Here is a 23147-nt window from a genome sequence, read left to right as displayed (position 1 = left end):
AAACTTAGAATCTCAGCATCTCAGAACCTTAGAACCTATAAAAAATAAACTAAAAACTAAAAACTATCTAAATGCAAATTACAAACCAAGCTGGCGATCAACACGAAGTGCCAACAGAAGGCGGAAAAGGAAATCAGTACCTTTTGCCTTTTATTTTAGTTACATGCCTATTTTTTCTGTGGGGAATGGCCCACAACTTAGATTCAGTTTTAATTCCGCACTTGAAAAAAGCGTGCGAATTAAATAATCGCCAGTCTACTCTTATTGATACTTCTGTATTCTTTGCTTACTTCATTATGGCGATTCCAGCTGGAATGCTGATTAAAAGATTTGGTTATAAAAACAGTATCATTACTGGATTATTAGTTTTTGCGAGCAGGAGCATTTTTGTTTGTTCCAGCGACTAATACTAGAACTTACGAATTGTTCTTATTTGCCCTTTTTGTAATTGGATGCGGTTTAACGATTTTAGAAACCAGTGCAAACCCATACGCAGCGATTTTAGGGCCAGCAGAATCTTCTTCAAAAAGATTGAATTTAGCGGCTTCTTTCAACGGATTAGCGGCAATGGTAGCTCCTATTGTAGGTTCGCTATTTATCTTATCTGGAACAAATCATACAAAAGAACAAATGGCGGCAATGCCTGAGGCCGAAAAAGCGGCTTATTTATTGGGCGAAGTCTGCTTCTGTAAAAATGCCTTATATTGTTTTGGGGAGCATCTTAGTTTTGGTTGCTGTTATATTTTATTTCGTACAATTACCTTCAATGAAAGCGACTCATGCTGAAGCTGAAATTAAACCAGGATTTTTCTCTGTTTTAAAATTCAGACATTTAAGCTGGGGTGTTGTAGCTCAATTTTTCTATGTTGGTGCGCAGGTTTGTATCACAAGTTTCTTTATCAGAATTGCACAGCAAGGAGCTGGATTAGATGAAAAAACGGCTGGATATTATTTAGGAATCTATGGTTTCCTTTTTATGGCAGGACGTTTTATTGGAACTTTCTTTTTACGTTTTGTAAAAGATTATGTTTTACTTTCAATCTATTGCGTAATGAGTGTTTTATTGTGTTTAGTCGCAATTTACGGTTCTGGAATTGTGGTTATTTACGCTCTTGGAGGAATTGGGTTCTTTATGTCAATTATGTTCCCAACCATTTTCTCTTTAGGAATTAAAGGCTTAAAATCAAATACAGAAACGGGTTCTTCTTGGTTAGTAATGTCGATCGTTGGAGGTGCTATTATTCCGTACGGAATGGGAACTTTAATCGATATGAATCACGATGATATTCAGTCAGGATATATTATTCCGCTAGTTTGTTTCTTGATTATTCTTTCTTTTGGGGCTTTTGGCCATAAGGTGAAAACGGTTTCTGAATAGTTTTTTTGCCACAGATTATTTGGATTAAAAAGGATTTTTTTAGCCACTAATTTCACGAATTAGCACAAATTTATTTTAATAAAAAATTTAAATATCAATTGCCTCCAGCTTTAGCTGGAGGTTTTTTGTTTATCCAAATAAAAGGCTTTAGCCAAACTTTTGCGCCTAGTTTGGCTAAAGCCAATAAATGTAGAATCTAGTAACCTCCAGCTAAAGCTGGAGGCAATTCATTTTAGCTACGAATTAGCAACTAAAATGCAAAAGCTCCAGAGGAGCGAAATATTTATAGCAAAAATTCCCAGCGCAAGAAAAAAGCTCTAGATGAGCGACATATTTATAGCAACGGAGGAGCGACAAAACACACAATACGTTTCCCGCGGTTGAAACCGCGGGCTATGTTTGAAATATATAAACGATATATTTTCTATTTACTCATGGTATAAAATCAAAAACGCCTCCAATTGGAGGCGTTTTCTTTTAGTCATGTTTATTTAATGGTGTTTGCCATTACCGTGATCGTGGTTTTTGTCTGACTTATTTTCTTTGTTTTTTCCTTTATCGTTTCCGTAATGATTTCCGTTGTTACCTTTTGGTTTTTCTCCTCTATTTTTTTGAGGTTTTCCGTGGTAACCTTTCGGATATTCAGTTCTGTGTTTTGTGTGATAATAGTACGGAGCATCTCCTCTATAATCTGTCAAAACTACTTTATAACCAGAATACAAATCATAACTTCTATATCTTGACGGAAGTCTTCTTTCACGAACCCATTTTCCGCTGTTGTCGTAAATAAATACGCTTTGATTTACATCATAATATACATCGATGTCTGGCAAATAATAGTATCTGCTGTTGTCGTAACCTTGTGGTCCCCAATTTGGAGGTGTACCAATATTTACATTTACTGATACCTGAGCTTGAGCAAAAAATGCACTCATAAAAAGCACTGAGGCGAATATAAACTTTTTCATGTCTTTAGAATTTAAATGTTAATCTTATTAGATATTAATCGAAAGTAATGCCAAAGATTCACGATTCAAGCATTCATTATACAAAATCATCAAACTAATCGACGGAGAGCGTTTTTTAAACGACGTACTTTTCAAAAAACCGTCTCAGGTTTTGAGACGGTTTTTATCATTATAAACAATTATTTCCAACCACCACCCAACGCTCTGTACAAATTAATAACAGCTTGTAATTTTTGCAGGTTATCATTAACTCCGTTTAATTGTCGTTGCTAAAAGATTTTGTTGAGATGTTAATACATCTGTATAGTTAGTTGCCGAACTGTATTCTAAAAGCTCTTGTGTAAAGTCGACTGCTTTTTCTAAAGCCGCAATTTGTTTCGCTCTAGAATCTTCTTTTTCAACAGCCATTTGGTACGCATACAATGCATTTGAAACTTCCTGACCAGCTACTAAAAGACTTTGTTGGAAATTGTTGTATGCTTGCAATTGTTGTGACTGCGCTGTAGTCAATCTCATTTTATTTAAACCATGATTAAATAAAGGTTGTGTTAATCCTCCGATAATCGAATAAAAAATAGAGTGGCTGAAGAAATCATTCAACTCTAAATTTGAAAATCCAGTACTTGCTGTAAGCGTCAAACTTGGGTAAAAATAAGTTTTAGCCAAATTAGTCGACTCAAAAGCGACTCTGAAATTAAATTCCGCTTGACGGACATCAGGACGATTATTCAATAACTGTGCTGGCATTCCGATTGCGATTTGTTCAGGAATAATTTGTGTTCCCAAAACACCTCTATCAATTGGCCCAGGCCCTTGTCCAAGTAAAATATTTAAAGCATTTTCGGTTTCACGAATGCTTTGTTTCAAATCTGGAATCAAAACTTCAGCCGCGTGCTGATTGGCCTCACTCTGAACAACAGCTGCACCAGTTACAATTGCTCCTTCTTTTAAAGCTTTAATGGTTGCAACGTTTTCGATACGGCTTTTTAAGGTTTCTTCCGTAATTTTTAACGATTCATCATACGATAATAGCAAGAAGTAATTATTGGCAATATCAGCAATAAGCTGTGTTTGAACAGCTTGTTTTGCAGCATCAGAAGCTAAATAAGTTGCCAAAGCCGCTCTTTTAGAACTGCTTAATTTTCCCCAAACATCAATTTCCCAAGAACTGCTTACACCTAATTTGTAAGTTGTAGTTAAGGTATTAATATTGATTCCTGCCGGAAAGTTTAATCCTGCCTGAGATTGCTTGTTATGCGTTACGTTTGCATCTAACTGCAAACTTGGGTAATAAGCCAATTTACTCTGACGCAGAGAAGCTCTTGCCTGAACAATATTCTCAATTGCATTTTTCAAATTCAGGTTCTGTTCTAAACCTTTTTGAATTAATGCATTTAATTTTTCATCTTTAAAAACAGTATTCCAAGGCATGTCTGCAATTGTAGTCGAATCTGTTGTAGACTGATCACGATACAATTGATCTGTTTTTAAAGTTGTGGGACGTTCGTATTTCTTGGTAACAGAGCACGCACTAATGAGTGCGGCTGTTATTACCAGTAAAATATATTTATTAGAACTATTCGTCATTTTTGTTGTAATTAAATTTTACTCTTTGTGAGCTTCTATTAAATGAATTTCGTCTTCATCATCATCGTCATCATCATAACCATCTTTCGCTGGACCACTTATTCTTTCTTGCAAGTTTTGGAAAATGATAAACAGAACCGGAATAACAAATACTCCTAAAATGGTTCCGATTAACATACCACCAACGGCACCAGTACCAATAGATTTATTACCAACAGCACCTGCACCTTTGGCAAACATCAACGGAACTAATCCTAAAATAAAGGCAAACGAAGTCATCAGAATTGGACGTAAACGCGCTACTGCTCCTTCAATAGCGAGCTTGTACAATTGGAAGTCCTTTTCTTCTTCTATCCAAAGCAAATTCGACAATCAAGATACCGTTCTTCGCTAAAAGTCCGATAAGCATGATTAAGGAAATTTGTAGGTAAATATTACTATTTAATTTAAAAATAATCGAGAATAAATACGCTCCTGCTAATCCAAACGGAATCGATAATAATACCGCAAATGGTAAAATGTAACTTTCGTACTGTGCGCTCAGTAAGAAATAAACGAAAACCAAACATAAAAGGAAAATAAAAATCGTTTCGCTTCCTGAAGCTAATTCCTCACGCGTTAAACCTGAAAATTCATATCCATAACCTGCTGGAAGATTTTCCGCTGCCACTTCTTGAATTGCTTTAATAGCATCTCCAGAACTATAACCTGGTTTTGGTGCTCCTGTAATCGAAATTGATGTAAATAAGTTAAATCTCGAAATAGATTCTGGTCCAAAAACTCTAGTCATTTTTACAAACTCGGTAATTGGCGCCATGTTTCCTGCGCTGTTTCGAACGAAAATTTTATTCAATCCTTCTGTATTCGCTCTAAATTCTGGAGCTGCTTGAACCATTACACGGTATTGTTTTCCGAATTTGTTGAAATTCGAAGCATACAATCCTCCGTAATATCCTTGCATGGTCGATAAAATCGTATTTACAGAAACTCCTGCGTCTTTCGCTTTCGCTAAATTAATATCCATCATATACTGAGGAAAACCAGGGTTAAATGGCGTTGTCGCATATTGAATTTCTGGACGTTCAGATAATTTCGCTAAGAATTCATTATTCACTTTATAAAATTCAGAAGTCGTGTGTCCTCCTTTATCCTGCAATTGGAATTCGAATCCACCACTTTGTCCAAAACCTTGGATAGTTGGAGGAGAAATAAAGAAAATACTTGCTTCACGAATACCACTTGTTTTAGCAAAAAGCTGTCCAATTACATCATCAACACTAAGATCACGCTGATCCCAAGGATATAATTTTACAATTACCATACTGTAAGCACTACCTGCTCCTGCCGTAAAGTTCTGTCCAACAATACGAAGTGTATTTTTAACTCCTGGAATTGTTTTCGCAATACTATCTACTCTTTTAGCAATAATATCCGAACGTTCCATAGAAGCTGATGGCGGCAAACTAATATTAGCAAAAACAGTTCCTTGATCTTCCGAAGGTACGAAAGCAGAAGGCGTAGTTTTCATCATATAAACCAACGCAGCACCAGCAATTACAATTGAAGCCAATGCGATCCATTTTTTCGCAGAAAGGAAACTTACAGAACGTTTGTATCGTGCTGTAACATTGTCGAATGCAACGTTAAATGAAGTATAAAAACGCTGTAAATAACTTTTATGTTTGTGATCATCAGCATGTGGTTTCAATAAAAGCGCACATAAAGCCGGACTCAAAGTCAAGGCATTTACTGCCGAAAGAATAATCGCAACCGCCAGTGTAATACCAAACTGTTTGTAGAATACCCCTGTTGATCCGTTAATAAAGGTTACTGGAATAAATACCGCGGCCATTACTAAGGTAATCGAAATAATCGCTCCTGAAATCTCGTCCATCGCGTGAATAGTCGCTTTTTTAGCCGACTTATATCCGTGGTCGAGTTTGGCGTGAACAGCCTCGACGACGACAATCGCATCATCGACCACAATACCAATGGCGAGTACCATTGCAAAAAGCGTCAATAAGTTGATCGTAAATCCGAATAAATTCAGGAAGAAGAATGTACCCACAATCGCAACCGGAACCGCAATTGCCGGAATTAAAGTCGATCTAAAATCCTGAAGGAAAATAAATACTACGATGAAAACCAATATAAAGGCTTCAACCAAAGTGTGAATTACTTTTTCAATAGAAGCATCCAAGTTCTCGTTAACATCCACCATAATAGTGTACTTCATTCCTTTTGGGAAACTTTTTGCGACTTCTTCAATCAGTTTTTTAGAATTGATAATTACATCACGAGCATTAGATCCAGGAGTCTGGCTAATCGCCATTGCTGCCGATTCTACTCCATTTGTTTTAATCGTTGAAGAATAACTTAAAGATCCCAATTCAACTTTGGCCACATCTTTAAGTCTTAACATCTGTCCATTTCCAACAGATTTTATAACAATGTCCCCAAATTCCTGAGCACTTGTTAGACGTCCTTTGTATTTAATTACATATTGAAATGCCTGATTTCCGTTTTCACCAAATTTACCTGGTGCTGCTTCTATATTTTGTTCTGCTAAAGCTGCCGAAATATCGCTTGGAATCAGTTTATATTGTTGCATTATGTCTGGTTTTAGCCAGATTCTCATCGAGTAATCTTTGGCACCAAAAACCGTTACATCTCCAACCCCAACTACACGCTGAATTTGCGGTACAAGGTTAATCTTTGCATAGTTTTGAAGAAACGTCTGATCGTAAGCTTTATCATCACTATATAAAGAGAAAATCAACAAGTTACTACTCTGACTTTTGGTTACTGTAACCCCAGCCTGAGTTACCTCCACTGGCAATAAACTGGTTGCTCTAGAAACCCTGTTCTGAACGTTTACCGGCTGCTAAATCAGGATTTGTTCCTACTTTAAAGAAAACTTTGATCGAAGCATTTCCGTCATTTGTTGCTGTAGAAGTCATGTAAGTCATGTTTTCTACACCATTAATCTGCTCCTCAAGCGGAATCACGATACTTTTAAGTACCACATCTGCATTGGCTCCAGTATAACTTGCCGCAACGTTTACAGTTGGTGGCGCGATATCCGGATATTGGGAAATCGGTAACTCAATTAGGCCTAAAACACCTAAGATGACGATAATAACAGATATTACCGTCGAGAGTACGGGTCTTTGTATAAATTTTTTAAACATTTTTTTTATTTTAAATCGGCGTAAACTGCTTCTTGGCTTTGATTATTAGGTTTAATTTCAGTTCCTTCTTTCAATGAAGCTACTCCTTCTAATACAATTTCATCTCCAGCTTTTAAACCGCTTGTTACCACATAATAGTTTCCTGCAGAGTTGTCCAACACTGTGATATTAGCATTTGTCGTCTTTTTGTCCTTTCCTACAACAACTGCAAACATTTTATCTTGTAATTCGAAAGTGGCACTTTGAGGAATTATAATGGCGTCTTTAACGTAGTTCGGAATTTGCACTGTAGTACTGCTTCCGCTTCTGATAATTCCTTTTGGATTTGGGAAACGAGCTCTAAAATTTACAGTACCTGTTTCTGTATTAATTAATCCGTTTACGGTTTCTATTTTTCCTTTTTGATCATAAGTCGAACCATCAGAAAGTACCAAAGAAACATCTGGCATGCTTTTAATTTTTTGGTTTAATGAACCTCCTGCGTCTTTAGTAAAATTTAGCAGTACTTTTTCATTCATTGCAAAATAAGCGTATACATTACCAATACTTGAAACTGTTGTTAAAGGTTCGGCTGTATTAGAACTTACCAAACTTCCTAATCGGAAAGGAATTGAACCTACAACTCCATTTACCGGACTTGTAACGGTCGTATAACCTAAATTAACTTTAGCATTTACTAAAGCTGCATTTGCTTGTGCTAGAGATGCCAAAGCTGACTCATAAGTATATTGAGCCGACTCTAAATCATATTTGCTAATAATTCCTTTTTCAACCAATGGTTTTACTTTATTCACAGCCAATTTAGCCGAACTAACTTCTGCTTGAGCACTTTTAATGCTTGCTGTCGCAGTACGAACTTGCTCGCTCATATTCTGGAGCGCTAATCTTAAATAAAGGCTGTCCTGCTTTAACTACAGCACCTTCATCAACAAAAATTTTATCAATATAGCCTTCAACTCTTGGGCGAATTTCTATATTTTGCTGTCCTTGGATACTAGCAGGAAAATCGCTGTTTAGTGTCGCTGATTTTAGCTGTAATGTCACAGTCTTATATTCTTTAATCTGCGGCGCACCTCCGGCTTGAGCCGATTTATCATTTTTACCGCAAGAAGCGATAATAAGTGATGCTGCGAGGATGCTTAAAAATGATTGCTTAGTCATTGTGAAAAATGTGTAATTATCGATTATATGTGAACAAAAGAAATAAAATATAAGATACGAAATTTTTCAAATAGACGAACAGCAAGAGACAATCGATAAAGGCAAGATGAGAACCGATGGTTTTATTTAAAATATTAAACAAGCGTTTAATTTTCGTCTTATCGGCTCTAAAATGCTTTTTAGAGACTCTAAATCCCGTTTTAGCGATTACCCAAAAATTGTATTTGAATAAAATGTAATATTGTCCATAAATATCAAGAATTACAATGGGACCAAGCTTTTTCAGACCTTACTTATTTACCGGATTACACATACTGAGCTGGGTATTATTAGGATTTATAATGCTGTTTTACATACCTTTAACTTGGAATGTAACACTACCTGGTGTCTTCTGGCTCTGGCAAATGGTCTTATTGATTTTACTGATCATCATTTTTTATTCGAATGCAAGAATTATAGTTCCAAGAACCATTTTTAAAGACAATACTTCTCCATTTCTAGTTTGGGCTTTTATTACGATTTTTGTCATGCAGGTTATTGCATATTTTTATACTTCACAAACCGATCTTCACACCAAAATAAGTTTGATTCTAGGATTCAAAAAATACAAAAATCCTTATTTTGACAATTACGTTTTAATGCTTAGTTTGCTTGTTTTAGGAATAAGCACAAGCTGGGCCATGTTGCAATATTGGCAAAAAGCGACTCAGCATAAGCAAAAATTAGAACAAGATAAAACGGCCGCGGAACTAGCTATGCTTAAGGCACAAATCAATCCGCATTTTTTCTTTAACTCGCTTAATAGCATTTATTCACTTACTTACACCGATATTGAAGATTCTAGAAATGCGCTTCACACTTTGAGCCGTATGATGCGTTATTTGCTTTACAGCACAGAAGAAAAAACTACGTTGCTAAAAGAAGCTGAATTTATGAGAGATTTCATTGCATTAATGAAACTTCGTGCCAACAGCAAATTGACTATTACAACAGATATTCCTGAAAAAATACATGATTACCCAATTGTTCCGATGTTATTACTACCTTTAGTAGAAAATGCTTTTAAACATGGTGTTCATGCCACCGATAAAAGTGAGATTTACATTAAGCTTACACAAAATGGAAGCGAGCTCGAATTTGAAGTTGAAAATACTTATTTTGAAAAAACAGCAGTTTCTGATGTAGGCGGAATTGGCTTGACCAACACCAAACGAAGACTGCAATTGATTTATCCGAATCAGCATTTTATTTCTTTTGGAGTTACCGATCACGGAACATATAAAATTAAATTGAAGATAAATTTAGAGCAATGACAGTAATAAAATGTATAGCAGTAGATGACGAACCATTGGCTTTAAGACTGGTAGAAACCTTTATAGAGCAGACTCCGTTTTTAGAATTAATTACGACCTGCGACAATGCTGTCGATGCAATGGGGCTTATCAGGGAAACAAAACCAGATCTTGTTTTTTTAGACATTAATATGCCTAATTTAAGCGGAATGGAATTGGCAAGATTAATACAAGATCAGCCTGGACCTTTGCCAAAAATTATTTTTACTACGGCGTACAATCATTATGCAATTGAAGGTTATAAAGTTAATGCGGTAGATTATCTTTTGAAACCTTTTAGTTATGAAGAATTCCTCCGTGCTTCGAGCAAGGTTTTACAATTATCCGAAGAAGCCAATAATAACTTTAATACTATTACAGCAGATGATGAATTTATCTTTTTGAAAGTAGAATACCAATGGGTTAGAATTTCTTTAAAAGATATTACGTACATAGAAAGTTTAAAAGATTATGTAAAAGTACATCTTGAAGATTCTCAGAAAGCCTTGCTGTCACTTATTTCGCTTAAAGCTTTAGAAGAAAAACTTCCTTCTTCAAAATTCATGCGCGTACATCGTTCTTTCATTGTCTCATTAGATAAAATAAGCGCCATTAGTAAAAACTCTATTTTTATTGATAAAATAGAAATAACGGTTGGCGAACAATATAAAGAAGCCTTTAAGACATTAGTCGATAAATGGCTGAAATAAAATTAGAATAAGAATTACAAAATCATGGAAAAAAGATCAAACAAATATTACTTAACATTAAGCCTTAAGGAATATGCAAACGGTGAAACCGAACCAGCAAAAGAACTCGGAATAGAATTTGACAATCACGATGAAATCTTTGGAATTATCGAAAGAATAAAGTCTAAAAACATTTTCGCAAACGAATCTGAAGCTGTTCAGTTTGCTTTAGGATTAAAATTATTCAGCGAAATCAAAATAAAAAATCGCAAAAACCCTCTTTTTGACGAACTAAATGAAGTTTTTCCAGTCTTCATGAAAAAACTAAAAAGCCTTTAAAAATACCTTTAAAGGCAAGACCTCAGCTTAATACTTCTTGAATTTTAGAACGTTAAATTTCTGCTAAGAAAAGAACAAACCCTTGTTTTGTGGCAATATTTTGTAACAATTTTCCGTTCCAATAAGGCATGTCCCACTAAATGCTTTCCAAAAGAAGTTTAATTTCTGTTTTTTGAAATTCATCTGCTTCATAAAAAATGGCGTCAGCATTTAGGCATTCTTAATTGAAAATAAAACGGAGTATTCGCTCGAAATTAACCATTTCGATTTTTAATGAATCTCTATTCTTTCTAGAAATGTTCGATAATGCAAAAATTTAATTTTAACCATTAAAACGAAAGCATTATGATTATTCAAAAAAGTATATTTCTTCTTGCTGGATTTCTAGCTTTGAGTAGCTGTTCTAATAACGACAATACTGAAGGAGGCACAGATCCAGGACCGACAGGACCACCTGTAGAAACAGGAACGGCAAACACCACTTATCAGCCCGCATTCTCAGGACAAACACGCGCAGGAAGCATTCAGACTACCACCGAAGTTGAATCTAAAATAATTACCAACGGCTTAAGCGCTCCTTGGGGAGTTGCCTATCTTCCTGACGGACGTCTTTTGGTAACCGAAAAGGCAGGAAAAATAAAAATTGTAACTCAAGCTGGAGTTATTAGCAATGCCTTGACTGGCGTTCCTGCTGTTAATCCTGATAGCCAAGGTGGCTTATTAGGAATTTGCCTAGATCCTGCATATGCTACTAACCGAATGATTTATTGGGCTTTTTCTGAAGTTGTTGCTGGCGGAAATATTACCGCTGTCGCGAAAGGTAGAATTTCAGACAACGAAACAGCTATCGAAAATGTAACGGTTATTTATCGTTCAAATACACCAAACGCTAGCACATTACACTACGGAGGCCGAGTTTTATTTGACAAAACAGGAAATCTCTTTGTAAGCATTGGTGAAAGATCTGTATTAGAAACGCGTCCTTTAGCACAATCTGTTACCAGCAGTTTGGGTAAAGTTGTTCGCATTACAACAAGCGGACAAGCAGCGCCTGGAAATCCTTCTTTTACACAAACGGGAGCTTTACCAGAACTTTATAGCATTGGACACAGAAATCCGCAGGGATTGGCAATTCATCCAACTACGGGCGAATTATGGCAAAGTGAACATGGCCCAAGAGGTGGTGACGAAATTAATAGAATTACAGGCGGAGCAAATTACGGCTGGCCAACAATTACTTACGGAATCGAATATAGTGGTACGAAAATTGGAGAAGGAATTACGCAACAAACTGGAATGGAACAGCCTGTCTATTACTGGGATCCTGTAGTGTCACCAAGTGGTATGACTTTCTACGCTGGAAACCGAGTTCCCGAATGGCAAAATAATCTTTTTATTGGTGCTTTGAGCGGTATGCATATTGTGCGTTTAGCTTTTAAAGACAATAAAGTAGCTGGAGAAGAAAGATTATTGGCTGGAGAAGGACAAAGATTTAGAGATATTACTCAAGGAAAAGATGAAGCATTATACGCCGTTACCGATCAAGGAAGACTTTATAGAATAGATAAAAAGTAAACTTGTTCATTATACATGCCAAAAGAAACGCCCCAAATATGGGGCGTTTGTATTTTATTATTTTTTTGTTTCAGGTTTCAGGTTTCAGGTTCCAAGTTAAACGCAACGGAATAAAACATGAAACTTGAAACTTGAAACCTGAAACAAAACAATTAAGCTTTAGCTTTTCTTTTTACTGTACAGCCAATTTCTTTAGTTTGTGTAATTGCTGGTTTTTGTCCGCTTTTTAATGATGCGATTACATCTTCTGCATATTTTGTTTTTTGCGGATTATTTCCTTCTGGATCATTATCGATTGCTCCTACGTATTCTACAACATTTCCTTTTGCCGTTTTAGAAACGATAAAGATGTGAGGCGTACGTTTTGCTCCATATTCATCGGTAATTTTTTGTCCCGGATCAAATAAATATGGGAAAGGATATTTCTTGTCTTTTGCCAAATCTTGCATTTTAGCAAAAGTATCTGCTGTAGAAGCTTCAGGATCGTTTGGATTAATTGCAATTACAGGATACCCTTGCGGTTTGAATTTTTTATCCAAATCGATAATTCTTTGCTCGTATCCTACTGCGTAAGGACAAGTATTGCAAGTAAAAACAACAATATATCCTTTTGCATCTTTAAAAGTTCCAAAAGAAACGTCTTTATTGTCCACGTTTTTCAGTTTGAAATCTGGTGCTGCGTCGCCTGCTTTTAGTGTTACGCCACTTTGTGCATGCGAAAGAAAAGCAGAAAATGCTAATGCTAGTAATAAGATTATTTTTTTCATAATGGTTTACAGTTTTTTATATTCAGTTAATAATTGTTCGTAGGTAAATTCACTTTCGACAAATTTTCGTTTATCATTTTTAATAAAAAGTGTTGCTGGAATACTTCCAGACCAACTTGGATCTATTCTATCAATAAATTCTTGTGGATTACTTTCGTTTAAGAGAAAGACTTCATTCTTTAGATTTTTCCTTTTTACAAACGGAACCACATTTGAAGTTAGTTTCGATTTAAAATCTAGACTTACTAATAAAACAGCCAATTTTTCTGATTTGTACTCTGCTCCTAATTTCTCAAAATGTGGCAGTTCTTTTATACAAGGCGCACACCAAGTCGCCCAAAAGTTAACGACATACGTACTGTCTTTCCCATTTTTGATTCTCTCATTAAGCTGATTAATATTTATCAGTTTCACATTCTGACTATAAGCTGAAACTGAAATAATACCGAATAAAAATAGATAAAAAAAAGGCTTTATTTTCATGAGAAGAATGCTTTAGAATTAATTTGTTTCCTACAAATATAAAATAATGATAAATTAGTTTTTGTTAATGAAAGTTTAATGAGTGTTTTAAGTCGCTAAGCGACTAAGATTCTAAGGGACTAAGTTGTTTTTCAGAATCTTATTCAATTTCGTCACATCTTCTTTGTAGCGCGGATAATCTGTTATGTTTCTTACACTATGATTTTCGATATTTGTCAATCCGATATCTTTTATTTCTACAAAAGGAGATTGCATTACTAATCCATTTAAAATACAGTCTGAGATATATTCTGAATGTGCTTCAAACTTTGGAATTGCGTTTAAATGTTTTACAATTATGGGTTTTAAAACAGCTTTTTCATTTTCTTGTATTCCCACCATTGGAAGAAAAAGAAGAAATAGATTAGAATATTTTTCAAAAGCCAATAATTCATCCAAAGTAAAAAACCAAGATTCAAAATGTCCTCCTAAATTACCGATGTAAATATCATTAAGAAAAAAATTGATTTCATATTCGGCAAATTCAACAGCGTAATTCAAATCATCATTTATTTTGCCCGCAACATATCTAGGATTTTCTTCTATATCATTTTGATTAAAAAACTTCCATTCCCATTCATGAGCTTCAGTTTCATTAGTTTCCACAATTTCAAGAGCTTCATCAATATTTATTTCTTCTTTTTCATCATAGCCTCTTGACCAACAGAAATAATACTTCCAGAAAAAGGTATTTTGACTAAGCTCTTCGATTTCTATTTGTCTATTCATAACTAATCATTACAAAAGTTTTTCAAAGATTTCTCTTTCTGAATCCGTAAGCTGTTTACTAATTTTAGTAAAACCTTTGCTTTGTCCAAACGTAGTATACATTACACTTTCCCAGCAATAATCTGCCATTTCCTGAACATTAGTGCCACTTTCTGAATATTCTTTTAAATCTTCTTCTGTAAAATAATACGAAACAAAATTCTCTTTACTATCCAATAATAACTTCAAGCTATTTTCACTTATAAAATAAGATGTGAAAACCTTATTATGCGGATGTTCTTGCATGGATAAAACAGCATTGATATAAACTTTTATTGATTTTTCGTTTATTCCGAATTTCTCCAGAAACACTGGTGTAAATTTCTGTTGAATAGACTGATGTTCCCCATCTATTGTTTGATAATAATCGATCAGCGTATCAAAATATTTTTCATCTTGTAATCCTAAAGCAAAAACAGCAAAAGTTGAAGGCATAGCACAATTTTCAGCTTCAAGATTGGTGTACCATTCGTATTTCTTTTTTGTAAGAGCAATATATTCTAAAATACCATTATGCAGATTTGGATATTTTACCGCTCCAGCAAAAAAATAATTCTGTCCGCATTTTGGAAGTCCTTTTACAGGAAGTAATTCTTTTGTTTTGGATGAAAAACTAATTTCAAAGCTTTTAGGAAAATCAGATTTTAGAAGATTGTTAACGAAGTTTAGTGCTTTTGCATAACTTTCTTCTGTTTCGGTAATCAGTTTAAGACTTATTTTAGCAAAAACATCATTTGCTTTACCCACAAAATCTTTGTCTTTGTATTCTGTCAGTTCTTTTGAAAGCTTTCCTGTTCCGTGCTTTTTAAGTTGTTCTACTTCATCAGAACCTAATTCAGTTACCACATCAAAATATTCATTTGCCGTAACTGTGGCATAACTTGGTCCGTATTTTATATGAGAAACAGCAATATAACATATAAAGCTCAGAAGTTCTTTTTGTTCTTCTGTCAATATAGGTTTCGGAAGTTCTTCTTTTGTTTTGGGTATAAAAATCTTGTATTTACCTTTTTTTACTCTTTCAAAACTATTAAAAACCAATTCTTCAGCTTGCAACCCTAATGTATAACGGTAGCTATCGAATCCGTTAAGTTTTCTAAGTTTTTCAACAAACGAAATATAAAACTCTTTTGAAAAAGGTCTCGTCTGGAAAAAATATTCAATTATGGGAGATAACAGAAATTTTTCTCCCGAATCTAATAGATACGGATTCGGATATGCTTTATCAATTTTAACGGTATTATTATCAATCGCTTCAATGAATTTTTCTAAAAGCGCTTCGTTACCTTCTATTTTTACTAAATAATTTAATTCTCTCATTCTCTATTTTATTGTCACATTTTTAATTTGATTATTCTTCATCCTCCTCATCATATTCTTCATCATCATAAGAAAGATAGGACCAATCTATGCACATATTATCCAAAACAGCATCAAATCGTTCCTGATCGCTTGATCCGATAAAAGCTCCTGTACAATTGTTTTCCTGATCGAATGACAAACTGATCACCTCATAAAAATCATCCGTATATACTTTTTGATTTTCTCTGCTGATGTTAGGAACAAGCGTATAATTCTCTTCTATAAACTTTACAATTTGCAGGTCAATTTCTCCCAAGTAATTTCCATTAAATTGAAGTCCGCCCAAAGTACCGTTGAAAACAGCCATTAGCAAAAAAAAGTCTTCTATTGTCTCCGTTTCAATCTCCCAATCCGATTTTTCTATTGTGTCGTAATTACCATATACTGGTGAATTATCCTGTGATAGATCTTCCTTTTTAATTCCCCAAAAAGCTACGTTTTGATTTTCTTCATAAAAAACCAAAAAATCATCATCAGAAAATCCAATTTCATTTTCAGGTTTCAAAAGTCTGTTAAAGGAGTAATTAAGGTTTTCCTCATTTCCTAGTTCTAAGTAATATTCTTTGAGTTTTGAAGGAAGATTTACATTTAATGTTTTCTCTAAGTTGAGAATTTGATCTTCTGAAAATCCGTAGTTTTCATTTTCAGACAGGTTATAAAGGCGTTTAATTTTTTGAATATAATTCATGTTAGGCTTCTATTTTTAGGAAGTCAAAAATAAACAATTAATTACAAGCCTGCAATTACTTTATAGTGATAATCCTACTTTTCCGAAAAAGCAATTTCCGAAAATTAAGGTGTATTTTCTAGTCATGTTTTTTTGACTAATTGACTGGCTATGATTTTCAGCTCAACTTTGCAACATATTCATAAATCCGAGAGTCCTTTTTAAAACTATTATGAAAATACTGTCGATACTATTAATCTCGATTTTCAGTGTAAGCTGTCAATCACAAACCAGCACTAAAATGAGTGAAGAAAAAACAAATCCGTTATTATGTGATCCTGTAAGCGGAATGTGTGAAATGCCTCTTGGCGAAAGTTCAAATGCCAAAACAGCTATTCCGACAGAAAATAAACCTATAAAGATAATTTACTATACCGATCCAATTTGTTCTTCTTGCTGGGGAATTGAACCTCAGCTTAGAAAACTAAAACTAGAATACGGCGATTATTTCGAAATTGATTATCGAATGGGCGGTTTATTGCCAGATTGGAGCTATAACAGCGGCGGAATAAGCAAACCTTCTGATGTGGCGCATCATTGGGATGAAGCTAGTTTGTATTACGAAATGCCAATTGATGGAAATGTTTGGATTGAAGATCCGTTAGATTCTTCTTATCCTTCCTGTATTGCTGTGAAAGCAAGACAAATGCAGAGTAAAGAAAAAGCGGTTAATTTTATGCGTGTTCTTCGCGAAAAACTTTATCTAGATAAAAAGAACATTGCCAAATGGGAAAACATAGCAGAAGCCGCAAAAATCGCAGGTCTAGATGTTCCGAAACTAAAAGCAGATTATGATGATGCCGAAGAACTTTTTCAAGATGATTTAAATTTAGCAAAAACTCTTGGCGTAAGAGGTTTTCCAACTTTATTTTTAGCCAATGCAGATAATAATCAACTAACTGTTTACGGCTCTAAACCTTATGATGCTTATGAAAATGCTTTATTAGCGTTATTTCCTGAAGCAAAAAAGAAGAGTATTAAAAATGAAAATCCGCTAAATCTGTTTGAGATTTTTCCAACATTAGCACCAAAAGAATATGCTGTTATTTTGGATAAATCGACTTCTGAAGCTACTTCTATTTTAGAGAAATTATATCAGCAAGGTTTATTGAATAAAAAGACGATTAAAAATGGTTCTTTATATATTAAAAAGTAATTAAATGAATGAAAGAATATTCCATTGAAACATCTGATTGCAAGAAATGTGTCGTTTTTTAAAATGATCTTTAGAATTACTGAAGGAGTTCCTTAAAGATATACTCTTTATCATATTCTATTTCAAAAGCATTCAGTTGTTTCTGGTATTCTTCTAAAAAAGTTTCTTTTTTATGATGATGTTCTTGATTTTGAATATATCGAATGACATTCGGAACGTGACTTCTTGAATATGAAAAAGCTCCATAACCTTCTTGCCATGAAAAATCGGATGACAGTTTTTGTTCTTTAATCCATTTACTAGTTTCTGTCTTTACATTTTGAACTAGCGCAGAAATAGATTGTGTTGGACGCATTCCTATAAAAATATGTATATGATCTGGCATGCTATTAACACATAACATTTTGTGATTGTTGGATTGTATTATACCCGTAATATATTGATGCAATTTGTCTTTCCAATCCTGTGCAATTAATGCTTTTCTATATTTGACTGCAAATACAAATTGTATATGCAATTGTGTGTATGTATTTGCCATTACCAACCAAACGTTCCTCTGGAACGAAAAAACATTAATCATTTAAAGTTCTACCGATGAGATGTTCCTAACGGAACATTTACCTTTTGATGATACAAATTTTAAAAATGCATATGTTTAGCTTGACTCCCAAAAGTCTAAAGAGTACTAGTTTAGGACAAAAAAAATGTTCCGCTAGGAACATCTCATCGGTAGAAAAAAAATGTTTGTGTGATCATCGTCCCGTAGGGACGTTTGATTGGTTTATTAAATTTCTCTCAAAATCAAATCGGCAACAACACCTAGAAAATATCAATTCAAAACAAAAATGTTCCGCTAGGAACATCTCATCGGTAGACAAAAAAAATGTTTTGTCGAGTTTCGTCGCGTAGGGACGTTTGATTGGTTTATTAAATTTCTCTCAAAATCAAGTCTGCCACAACATCTATTGCTTGGTTTATAATGTTTTCTGGCGTTCCTTTAAATTCATAACGTTTGGCTATTTGTTTTTCTCCAAAAATAATGTGTATAAAAATAGTTCCTACTGGTTTTGAATCACTTTCGCTTCCTCCTGGCGTTGTAAGTCCTGTTAATCCAACACAAATATCAGAATTAACATAACGGTAAAAGTTCTGCGCCATTAACTTGGTGACTTCTGCAGATTCGGCACTATGCTGTTCAATTGTCCCCCACGGAATCTGTAATAAATCTTCTTTCATAGACGAATGATAACAAACAATTCCCCCTATTAGAACTCTTCCAGAATTAAAAACCGTAGAAAACTCATAACACATTTTGCCTGCAGACGCGCTTTCTGCAAATGCTATCGTTAAGTTCTTTTCTATTAAAGCCTCACAGCATGCCGTTATCTTTTCTGATGCCATATTGATTCAAATTTAATTGCACATTGATTTCATATCAAATGTAAATTGTTCTCTTATAGTAAACTTACATAATTTCTTACAATATTTACATTATAAGTAACTGTTAATTATGCAACTATAATACTTTTTTCTATAAAACCTCCCTTCTATTTACGTGTTAAATTTGTAATTACAGCATTTTAAAAAATGCTATGAAGTACAAGCCTATAATTAAAGTTAAAGCCGAAAAAAATTACATCAACAGAAATGTTGTAGAACGTGAATACAGTAAAACTGTAAAGAATTAGCAAGTCTTCTATGCGAAGATTCAATATTGGAAAAATAACAAATCAAAAAAACACTATTATGGAAAAGCAACACAACCATGATTATGGTCAATTTGATCCTGATTATATCGAACAAAACACGCTTGTTGACGGTTCTTATTCTAATGAAGATGAGTTTAAACAAGTTCTGAAAAAATACGATAATCGAGAATTTGGCGAAAGTGATCCTGATTATTACGAACAAAACACTCTTATAGATAATGACGATTATGCTCGCGATGAAGATCCGTATCAATATCATGAAGAGTTTATTCAAGATCCTTCTCATTTACAAGGAGACTTTGAAACCAATATTAAAGCAGAAAATATTCCGAATCAAGAAAGAATTGTCAATGAAGATGATGACATTACGAATGACGGAACTCAAGACGATTTAAATGATGAATATGATGCTGATTTAGATTACGAAAATGACGTAGAAAAAGATAGTGATTTTGACAAAGATGAAAATTTAGATGACTTTGACGCAGAACATTATCCAGAAAATCATCCGAGAGAATAACGAAAAAATATCGTAAATTGTAATGCATTAATCATGACTTTAGCTGATCAAATTGTCTGGCTTTTTATTCTCGCAATTCCAATTGCCTGTATTAGCTGGACTGTAACACACGAGGAGATTTTTAGAGAGCCTCATGAATGGTGTGTCAGGCATTCTAAAAATGACAGACACATTTTATCCAGAAAGTTCTTTTATCTCTTTACCTGTGAATATTGCTTTAGCCATTATGTTACAATTGCCTTTCTGATCATCTGCGATTATAAACTTTTGTTAAATGATTGGAGAGGGTATATTTTGGCAGGGTTTTCTCTGGTTTTTATGGCAAATGCTTATATGAGCCTTTTTGCACTTTTACGCCAAGCTATAAAGAAAGAAAAGGTTGAAATTGAAAAAATTGAAAGCGAAACTGACAGCGACGACAGTAAAAAATAAAAAATAGTAATTAAATAAGTAAGTATAATTAAAATAAGTTGACATCATGGAGAATTTAAATTTTATAGACCCATTATTACACGGAATTAAACCTGAAAGTAAACCGTTAAATCTGTCAGTAAAACAAATGGTATGCGCTGGTGTTGGTGTTCTTTTGGCATCGGCAGTTTTGAAAAAAACGGGGCACAAAAAAGCAAGTGCTGTTGTAGGAAGTCTTGCATTGCCAATTTTAGCATCAGCTTGCTATAAAAAATACAATCAAGTTAGTAAAGATAAAATAGATGCTAAATCGAGCAGCGGTATTGAATACAACCACTAATCGTTTATAAATAAACTATCATAAAAAAAAGAGCGCTTATCTAAGATAAGCGCTCTTTTTTGATTCAATTGAATTAAGAAATATTTCCCTCGACCCAATTTAATGCTTTATTGAAATCTATTTTTTTATAACCACGAAACTCACCTGGAACTATATAACTAAATCCGTTTGTAAAAGAGATAATTTCTTCTGTATCTGTAACAATTGCGGCCCTATTCCACTTTCCTAAATGCTTAAGTCCCATAAGTCCGTCTTGCAACCAAGCTCCCGGCGTAAAATTTTTAATATCGGTATCTAAAACCAGCAAAAAATTAATTTCATTGATTTGTTTTACCAAATGTTCAACAGCTGGAGTTACAGCAGTTACAAAATCTTCTTTTGTCACTTCTGCCAATGCTCTAAAAGCAACAATATTATCTGTGGTGTCAATTTGATGTATCATGATTTTTTACACTTTTTGAGTTATTTAATAGCGTTTTATTCTTAAACATTTTCAGCGTGTTTTTCACTAACTCAAATATACTCATTATCAATCAGATAACACTTACATTTAACTATTCGTTTATTATATTTTTTTAAGGTTCTAAGGTTCTGAGATGCTAAGGTTCTAAGTTTTTTATGCAGAAATGTAATGCTGTGCATCTACTGCAAAATGCATACAGCACATAAAATCTTAGAAGCTCAGAACCTTAAAAGCTTAGCATGTAAATTTTTAAGCAGAGATGCACTCCAGTGCATCTAACACAAAATGCATACAGTGCATAAAACCTTAGCATCTCAGAACCTTAGAAACTTAGCATCTTTAAAAAAAAAAGCCTGTCTCTACTCGAAACAGGCCTTTTTGAAAAAAAATAAAAAATAAACACACAAGCTTAATTGTATCCTTGGTTTTGTTTGAATTCTTTAGTCACATCTATTGTTGACTGCGGAATTGGGAATACTCTTCTGTATGGCTCTGAAGCTGATTTTGCTGTTCCTGGAAGATCAAATTTCCCGAAACGGATCATTTGTGGTCTTCTGTACAATTCCCAGTATAATTCGAAGCCAATTTCATTATATAAAACCGTTTGATCGATTGAAGTCAAAGCTTTTCCTGCTACGCCTCCGTACAGAGATTCTCTTTTTCTGCTTGTACGCAATTTATTCAAATCTTCCATAGCTTGACCTGTATTCCCTTTTCTGAAATAAGCTTCAGCTCTCATTGTATAAATTCCTCCTAAACGGAATAATGGAATATCAACATTACTGTTTCCGTTTCCTCCTTCTGGATCAAATTCATATTTAAAAATACGCGCTCCTTGATTGATTTCGTTTTGAGCAAAAACAGCTTGAGCTGGATTTTTGAAAGTTAAAGAAGGCGTAAAATCCATTCTTGTTGTTGTGCTTTTTTCCATAACTAACGGAGAAACTTTAATACGTCCGTTTATCATTTCTAATGAACCAGAAGACAATAAGATTGGACCGTATTGAAGTCCGTATTGAATTCCTCTATTAAAGTGAAACCAAGGTAAATTGGCACTTTTTGGTACAATGTCTGTTGCAGGAACGCTAATATCTGTTCCATCATTCATAAACCAAGTTCCGTCTCCATATTGGTATTTTTGTTGGAATCTTGGGTCATCGTGATTTCCATCCCAAGTTGCAAAAAACTCAGGAGTTGTACACGCTGCATTTGTTCCTCTATTTGCTGCAGAAGTTCTTTGGTTACGCTCCATACACACATAAGCAAAACTGTTTGAACCGTTTCTGATGTAATCTATCTTTTGAGAAATCGCAAAAATCAATTCTTTTCCTTTCTCATTGTCTCTTGCGAAGTTTTTGAAGTAATCGCTTTCTAAAGAATATTTCCCAGAATTAATTAGCAATGAAGTATAATAGATAACACGATCCATATCTGTTCCTGTACCAGTTACAGCAGCTTCAGTAAAATTAAAGCTTGAAGATGCATTTAAACGATCTTTAAAAACAGCGCGATTCAGATACATCTGCGCTAAGAATCCATACGCGGCTTCTTTTGTAAATCTACCGTGATGCGTTTGCTGTGTTCCCATTTCTGCCAAATCTGGCACTAGAGCTTCAACATCTTTTATCAATTGATCAATTTGTGTATCAGCTTTTAAAATCTGCAAAGGCGCGTTCGGATTCATCGGATCTCTGTATGGAGCTTGTCCGTACAAATCTAAAGTAGTATATAAATAATACGCTAAAAGTCCTTTCGCTTCCGCTAAAAACAATTTTTTCTCTGGAATTGAACTTTCTTCAACTGATTGAATTGCGGTTAATGAACGTGTAATTCCGTTTGTCAATTTATTCCAGTTATCCACTACAATCGCGTTATCCGATTTCCATGTAAACTCGTGCATGTCTCTCCATTTTCCACCGTCTCCCCAGTCACTTCCGCGCGTTGGCAATATTGCTTCATCTGTAGTGTATTCTTGCAAAGAGAAAACACCTCCGTGATCTACAAAAGTTCCGTCTCCTAAACGGTCGTAAGCAGCTGCAAGAGCCCCAGCCGGATTTGAAGTATCTTCTCCTAAAACCTCATCCAAAACAACTTCGTCAAGGTTTGTACAGCTTGCAAAAAGCCATATAAAAGAAAATATCGCTAATGTTTTTATATTAAAAATTGTATTTGTCTTCATAATA

General features: G+C 34.3%; 24 protein-coding genes and 1 pseudogene. 11 read left to right on the top strand and 14 right to left on the bottom strand.

Annotated elements, in window-relative coordinates:
* The first annotated feature begins 71 nt into the window (after positions 1-71).
* Genes P5P87_RS01270 through P5P87_RS01260 form a run of 3 tightly spaced genes read left to right on the top strand, consistent with a single transcriptional unit; the run spans position 72 to position 1378 of the window.
* On the top strand, positions 72-407 hold the full coding sequence (locus P5P87_RS01270) for a hypothetical protein (protein WP_278021248.1): 336 nt from the start codon (positions 72-74) through the stop codon (positions 405-407).
* On the top strand, positions 370-786 hold the full coding sequence (locus tag P5P87_RS01265) for an MFS transporter (RefSeq protein WP_278021247.1): 417 nt from the start codon (positions 370-372) through the stop codon (positions 784-786). The genes P5P87_RS01270 and P5P87_RS01265 overlap by 38 nt, the downstream gene beginning before the upstream one ends.
* On the top strand, positions 695-1378 hold the full coding sequence (locus P5P87_RS01260) for an MFS transporter (RefSeq protein ID WP_340696610.1): 684 nt from the start codon (positions 695-697) through the stop codon (positions 1376-1378). Before P5P87_RS01265 ends, P5P87_RS01260 begins: the two co-directional genes overlap by 92 nt.
* A 491-nt stretch (positions 1379-1869) precedes the next feature.
* Here P5P87_RS01260 and P5P87_RS01255 read toward each other — a convergent pair whose 3' ends face one another.
* The 5 genes and pseudogenes from P5P87_RS01255 to P5P87_RS01235 all read right to left on the bottom strand — a co-directional run bounded on the left by P5P87_RS01255 (position 1870) and on the right by P5P87_RS01235 (position 8285).
* Complete coding sequence (locus tag P5P87_RS01255) at positions 1870-2346, bottom strand: hypothetical protein (RefSeq protein ID WP_278021245.1); 477 nt, start codon at positions 2344-2346, stop codon at positions 1870-1872.
* A 246-nt stretch (positions 2347-2592) separates the two neighbouring features.
* Entirely contained in the window at positions 2593-3933 is a 1341-nt protein-coding gene (locus tag P5P87_RS01250; protein WP_278021244.1) for an efflux transporter outer membrane subunit, read from the bottom strand.
* A gap of 18 nt (positions 3934-3951) precedes the next feature.
* Positions 3952-7124 (bottom strand): annotated as a pseudogene (locus tag P5P87_RS01245) (efflux RND transporter permease subunit).
* Positions 7125-7129: 5 nt separating this feature from the next.
* Positions 7130-7993: an efflux RND transporter periplasmic adaptor subunit gene (locus P5P87_RS01240; RefSeq protein WP_278021243.1), complete on the bottom strand. Its 864-nt coding sequence runs from the start codon at positions 7991-7993 to the stop codon at positions 7130-7132.
* A complete protein-coding gene (locus P5P87_RS01235; RefSeq protein ID WP_278021242.1) occupies positions 7956-8285 on the bottom strand; it encodes a biotin/lipoyl-binding protein in 330 nt (109 codons plus the stop codon). The genes P5P87_RS01240 and P5P87_RS01235 overlap by 38 nt, the downstream gene beginning before the upstream one ends.
* 266 nt (positions 8286-8551) lie before the next feature.
* Between P5P87_RS01235 and P5P87_RS01230 the strand changes: the two genes are divergently transcribed.
* The 4 genes from P5P87_RS01230 to P5P87_RS01215 all read left to right on the top strand — a co-directional run bounded on the left by P5P87_RS01230 (position 8552) and on the right by P5P87_RS01215 (position 12219).
* Complete coding sequence (locus P5P87_RS01230; RefSeq protein WP_278021241.1) at positions 8552-9598, top strand: sensor histidine kinase; 1047 nt, start codon at positions 8552-8554, stop codon at positions 9596-9598.
* Positions 9595-10326 (top strand): LytR/AlgR family response regulator transcription factor, encoded by a 732-nt coding sequence (locus tag P5P87_RS01225; protein ID WP_278021240.1) that lies wholly within the window; start codon positions 9595-9597, stop codon positions 10324-10326. The genes P5P87_RS01230 and P5P87_RS01225 overlap by 4 nt, the downstream gene beginning before the upstream one ends.
* 24 nt (positions 10327-10350) lie before the next feature.
* Positions 10351-10644: a DUF3861 domain-containing protein gene (locus P5P87_RS01220; protein WP_198857411.1), complete on the top strand. Its 294-nt coding sequence runs from the start codon at positions 10351-10353 to the stop codon at positions 10642-10644.
* Between the two features lie 345 nt (positions 10645-10989).
* Entirely contained in the window at positions 10990-12219 is a 1230-nt protein-coding gene (locus P5P87_RS01215; RefSeq protein WP_278021239.1) for a PQQ-dependent sugar dehydrogenase, read from the top strand.
* Positions 12220-12371: 152 nt separating this feature from the next.
* Here P5P87_RS01215 and P5P87_RS01210 read toward each other — a convergent pair whose 3' ends face one another.
* The 5 genes from P5P87_RS01210 to P5P87_RS01190 form a co-directional block, all read right to left on the bottom strand.
* Positions 12372-12986, bottom strand: a complete 615-nt coding sequence (locus tag P5P87_RS01210) for a thioredoxin family protein (protein ID WP_278021238.1) — start codon at positions 12984-12986, stop codon at positions 12372-12374.
* A 6-nt stretch (positions 12987-12992) separates the two neighbouring features.
* The gene (locus P5P87_RS01205; protein WP_278021237.1) at positions 12993-13469 is read right to left on the bottom strand and encodes a TlpA family protein disulfide reductase; all 477 of its coding nucleotides are present in this window, start codon (positions 13467-13469) and stop codon (positions 12993-12995) included.
* 111 nt (positions 13470-13580) lie between these two features.
* A complete protein-coding gene (locus P5P87_RS01200) occupies positions 13581-14237 on the bottom strand; it encodes an Imm19 family immunity protein (RefSeq protein WP_278021236.1) in 657 nt (218 codons plus the stop codon).
* Positions 14238-14246: 9 nt separating this feature from the next.
* Positions 14247-15596, bottom strand: a complete 1350-nt coding sequence (locus tag P5P87_RS01195) for a DUF6138 family protein (RefSeq protein ID WP_278021235.1) — start codon at positions 15594-15596, stop codon at positions 14247-14249.
* Between the two features lie 31 nt (positions 15597-15627).
* Positions 15628-16326 (bottom strand): SMI1/KNR4 family protein, encoded by a 699-nt coding sequence (locus P5P87_RS01190; RefSeq protein WP_198857418.1) that lies wholly within the window; start codon positions 16324-16326, stop codon positions 15628-15630.
* Positions 16327-16606: 280 nt separating this feature from the next.
* Here P5P87_RS01190 and P5P87_RS01185 point away from each other — a divergent pair, with 280 nt between their 5' ends.
* The gene (locus tag P5P87_RS01185) at positions 16607-17521 is read left to right on the top strand and encodes a DsbA family protein (RefSeq protein WP_278021234.1); all 915 of its coding nucleotides are present in this window, start codon (positions 16607-16609) and stop codon (positions 17519-17521) included.
* A 76-nt stretch (positions 17522-17597) separates the two neighbouring features.
* Here P5P87_RS01185 and tnpA read toward each other — a convergent pair whose 3' ends face one another.
* Positions 17598-18059, bottom strand: a complete 462-nt coding sequence (gene tnpA, locus P5P87_RS01180; RefSeq protein ID WP_198857420.1) for an IS200/IS605 family transposase — start codon at positions 18057-18059, stop codon at positions 17598-17600.
* Between the two features lie 389 nt (positions 18060-18448).
* Positions 18449-18922 carry a CinA family protein gene (locus P5P87_RS01175; protein WP_278021233.1) on the bottom strand — a complete coding sequence of 158 codons (474 nt, stop codon included), beginning with the start codon at positions 18920-18922 and terminating at the stop codon, positions 18449-18451.
* A gap of 345 nt (positions 18923-19267) precedes the next feature.
* On the opposite strand from P5P87_RS01175, the gene P5P87_RS01170 reads away from it, so the two are divergent.
* Genes P5P87_RS01170 through P5P87_RS01160 form a run of 3 tightly spaced genes read left to right on the top strand, consistent with a single transcriptional unit; the run spans position 19268 to position 20501 of the window.
* A complete protein-coding gene (locus P5P87_RS01170) occupies positions 19268-19750 on the top strand; it encodes a hypothetical protein (RefSeq protein ID WP_278021232.1) in 483 nt (160 codons plus the stop codon).
* A 33-nt stretch (positions 19751-19783) separates the two neighbouring features.
* Positions 19784-20182, top strand: coding sequence for a hypothetical protein (locus P5P87_RS01165; RefSeq protein ID WP_198857423.1), 399 nt, complete (start codon positions 19784-19786; stop codon positions 20180-20182).
* Between the two features lie 46 nt (positions 20183-20228).
* Positions 20229-20501 (top strand): PrgI family protein, encoded by a 273-nt coding sequence (locus tag P5P87_RS01160; protein ID WP_278021231.1) that lies wholly within the window; start codon positions 20229-20231, stop codon positions 20499-20501.
* Between the two features lie 73 nt (positions 20502-20574).
* Here P5P87_RS01160 and P5P87_RS01155 read toward each other — a convergent pair whose 3' ends face one another.
* Both P5P87_RS01155 and P5P87_RS01150 read right to left on the bottom strand, forming a co-directional pair.
* A complete protein-coding gene (locus P5P87_RS01155; RefSeq protein ID WP_198857425.1) occupies positions 20575-20943 on the bottom strand; it encodes a SpoIIAA family protein in 369 nt (122 codons plus the stop codon).
* 430 nt (positions 20944-21373) lie between these two features.
* On the bottom strand, positions 21374-23143 hold the full coding sequence (locus P5P87_RS01150) for a RagB/SusD family nutrient uptake outer membrane protein (protein WP_198857426.1): 1770 nt from the start codon (positions 23141-23143) through the stop codon (positions 21374-21376).
* Positions 23144-23147: the final 4 nt, after the last annotated feature.

Origin of the sequence: Flavobacterium ginsengisoli (assembly GCF_029625315.1) — a bacterium.
GTDB lineage: Bacteria > Bacteroidota > Bacteroidia > Flavobacteriales > Flavobacteriaceae > Flavobacterium > Flavobacterium ginsengisoli.
The sequence above is the reverse complement of the archived record's forward strand: the minus strand, read 5'-3'. Positions and strand labels throughout refer to the sequence as shown.

Bases quoted from the DNA above. Each gene is read 5' to 3' on its own strand.
- P5P87_RS01270 (WP_278021248.1), top strand. From the start codon at position 72: ATGCAAATTACAAACCAAGCTGGCGATCAACACGAAGTGCCAACAGAA.
- P5P87_RS01260 (WP_340696610.1), top strand. From the start codon at position 695: ATGCCTTATATTGTTTTGGGGAGCATCTTAGTTTTGGTTGCTGTTATA.
- P5P87_RS01255 (WP_278021245.1), bottom strand. From the start codon at position 2,346: ATGAAAAAGTTTATATTCGCCTCAGTGCTTTTTATGAGTGCATTTTTT.
- P5P87_RS01250 (WP_278021244.1), bottom strand. From the start codon at position 3,933: ATGACGAATAGTTCTAATAAATATATTTTACTGGTAATAACAGCCGCA.
- P5P87_RS01240 (WP_278021243.1), bottom strand. From the start codon at position 7,993: ATGAGCGAGCAAGTTCGTACTGCGACAGCAAGCATTAAAAGTGCTCAA.
- P5P87_RS01235 (WP_278021242.1), bottom strand. From the start codon at position 8,285: ATGACTAAGCAATCATTTTTAAGCATCCTCGCAGCATCACTTATTATC.
- P5P87_RS01230 (WP_278021241.1), top strand. From the start codon at position 8,552: ATGGGACCAAGCTTTTTCAGACCTTACTTATTTACCGGATTACACATA.
- P5P87_RS01225 (WP_278021240.1), top strand. From the start codon at position 9,595: ATGACAGTAATAAAATGTATAGCAGTAGATGACGAACCATTGGCTTTA.
- P5P87_RS01220 (WP_198857411.1), top strand. From the start codon at position 10,351: ATGGAAAAAAGATCAAACAAATATTACTTAACATTAAGCCTTAAGGAA.
- P5P87_RS01215 (WP_278021239.1), top strand. From the start codon at position 10,990: ATGATTATTCAAAAAAGTATATTTCTTCTTGCTGGATTTCTAGCTTTG.
- P5P87_RS01210 (WP_278021238.1), bottom strand. From the start codon at position 12,986: ATGAAAAAAATAATCTTATTACTAGCATTAGCATTTTCTGCTTTTCTT.
- P5P87_RS01205 (WP_278021237.1), bottom strand. From the start codon at position 13,469: ATGAAAATAAAGCCTTTTTTTTATCTATTTTTATTCGGTATTATTTCA.
- P5P87_RS01200 (WP_278021236.1), bottom strand. From the start codon at position 14,237: ATGAATAGACAAATAGAAATCGAAGAGCTTAGTCAAAATACCTTTTTC.
- P5P87_RS01195 (WP_278021235.1), bottom strand. From the start codon at position 15,596: ATGAGAGAATTAAATTATTTAGTAAAAATAGAAGGTAACGAAGCGCTT.
- P5P87_RS01190 (WP_198857418.1), bottom strand. From the start codon at position 16,326: ATGAATTATATTCAAAAAATTAAACGCCTTTATAACCTGTCTGAAAAT.
- P5P87_RS01185 (WP_278021234.1), top strand. From the start codon at position 16,607: ATGAGTGAAGAAAAAACAAATCCGTTATTATGTGATCCTGTAAGCGGA.
- tnpA (WP_198857420.1), bottom strand. From the start codon at position 18,059: ATGGCAAATACATACACACAATTGCATATACAATTTGTATTTGCAGTC.
- P5P87_RS01175 (WP_278021233.1), bottom strand. From the start codon at position 18,922: ATGGCATCAGAAAAGATAACGGCATGCTGTGAGGCTTTAATAGAAAAG.
- P5P87_RS01170 (WP_278021232.1), top strand. From the start codon at position 19,268: ATGGAAAAGCAACACAACCATGATTATGGTCAATTTGATCCTGATTAT.
- P5P87_RS01165 (WP_198857423.1), top strand. From the start codon at position 19,784: ATGACTTTAGCTGATCAAATTGTCTGGCTTTTTATTCTCGCAATTCCA.
- P5P87_RS01160 (WP_278021231.1), top strand. From the start codon at position 20,229: ATGGAGAATTTAAATTTTATAGACCCATTATTACACGGAATTAAACCT.
- P5P87_RS01155 (WP_198857425.1), bottom strand. From the start codon at position 20,943: ATGATACATCAAATTGACACCACAGATAATATTGTTGCTTTTAGAGCA.
- P5P87_RS01150 (WP_198857426.1), bottom strand. From the start codon at position 23,143: ATGAAGACAAATACAATTTTTAATATAAAAACATTAGCGATATTTTCT.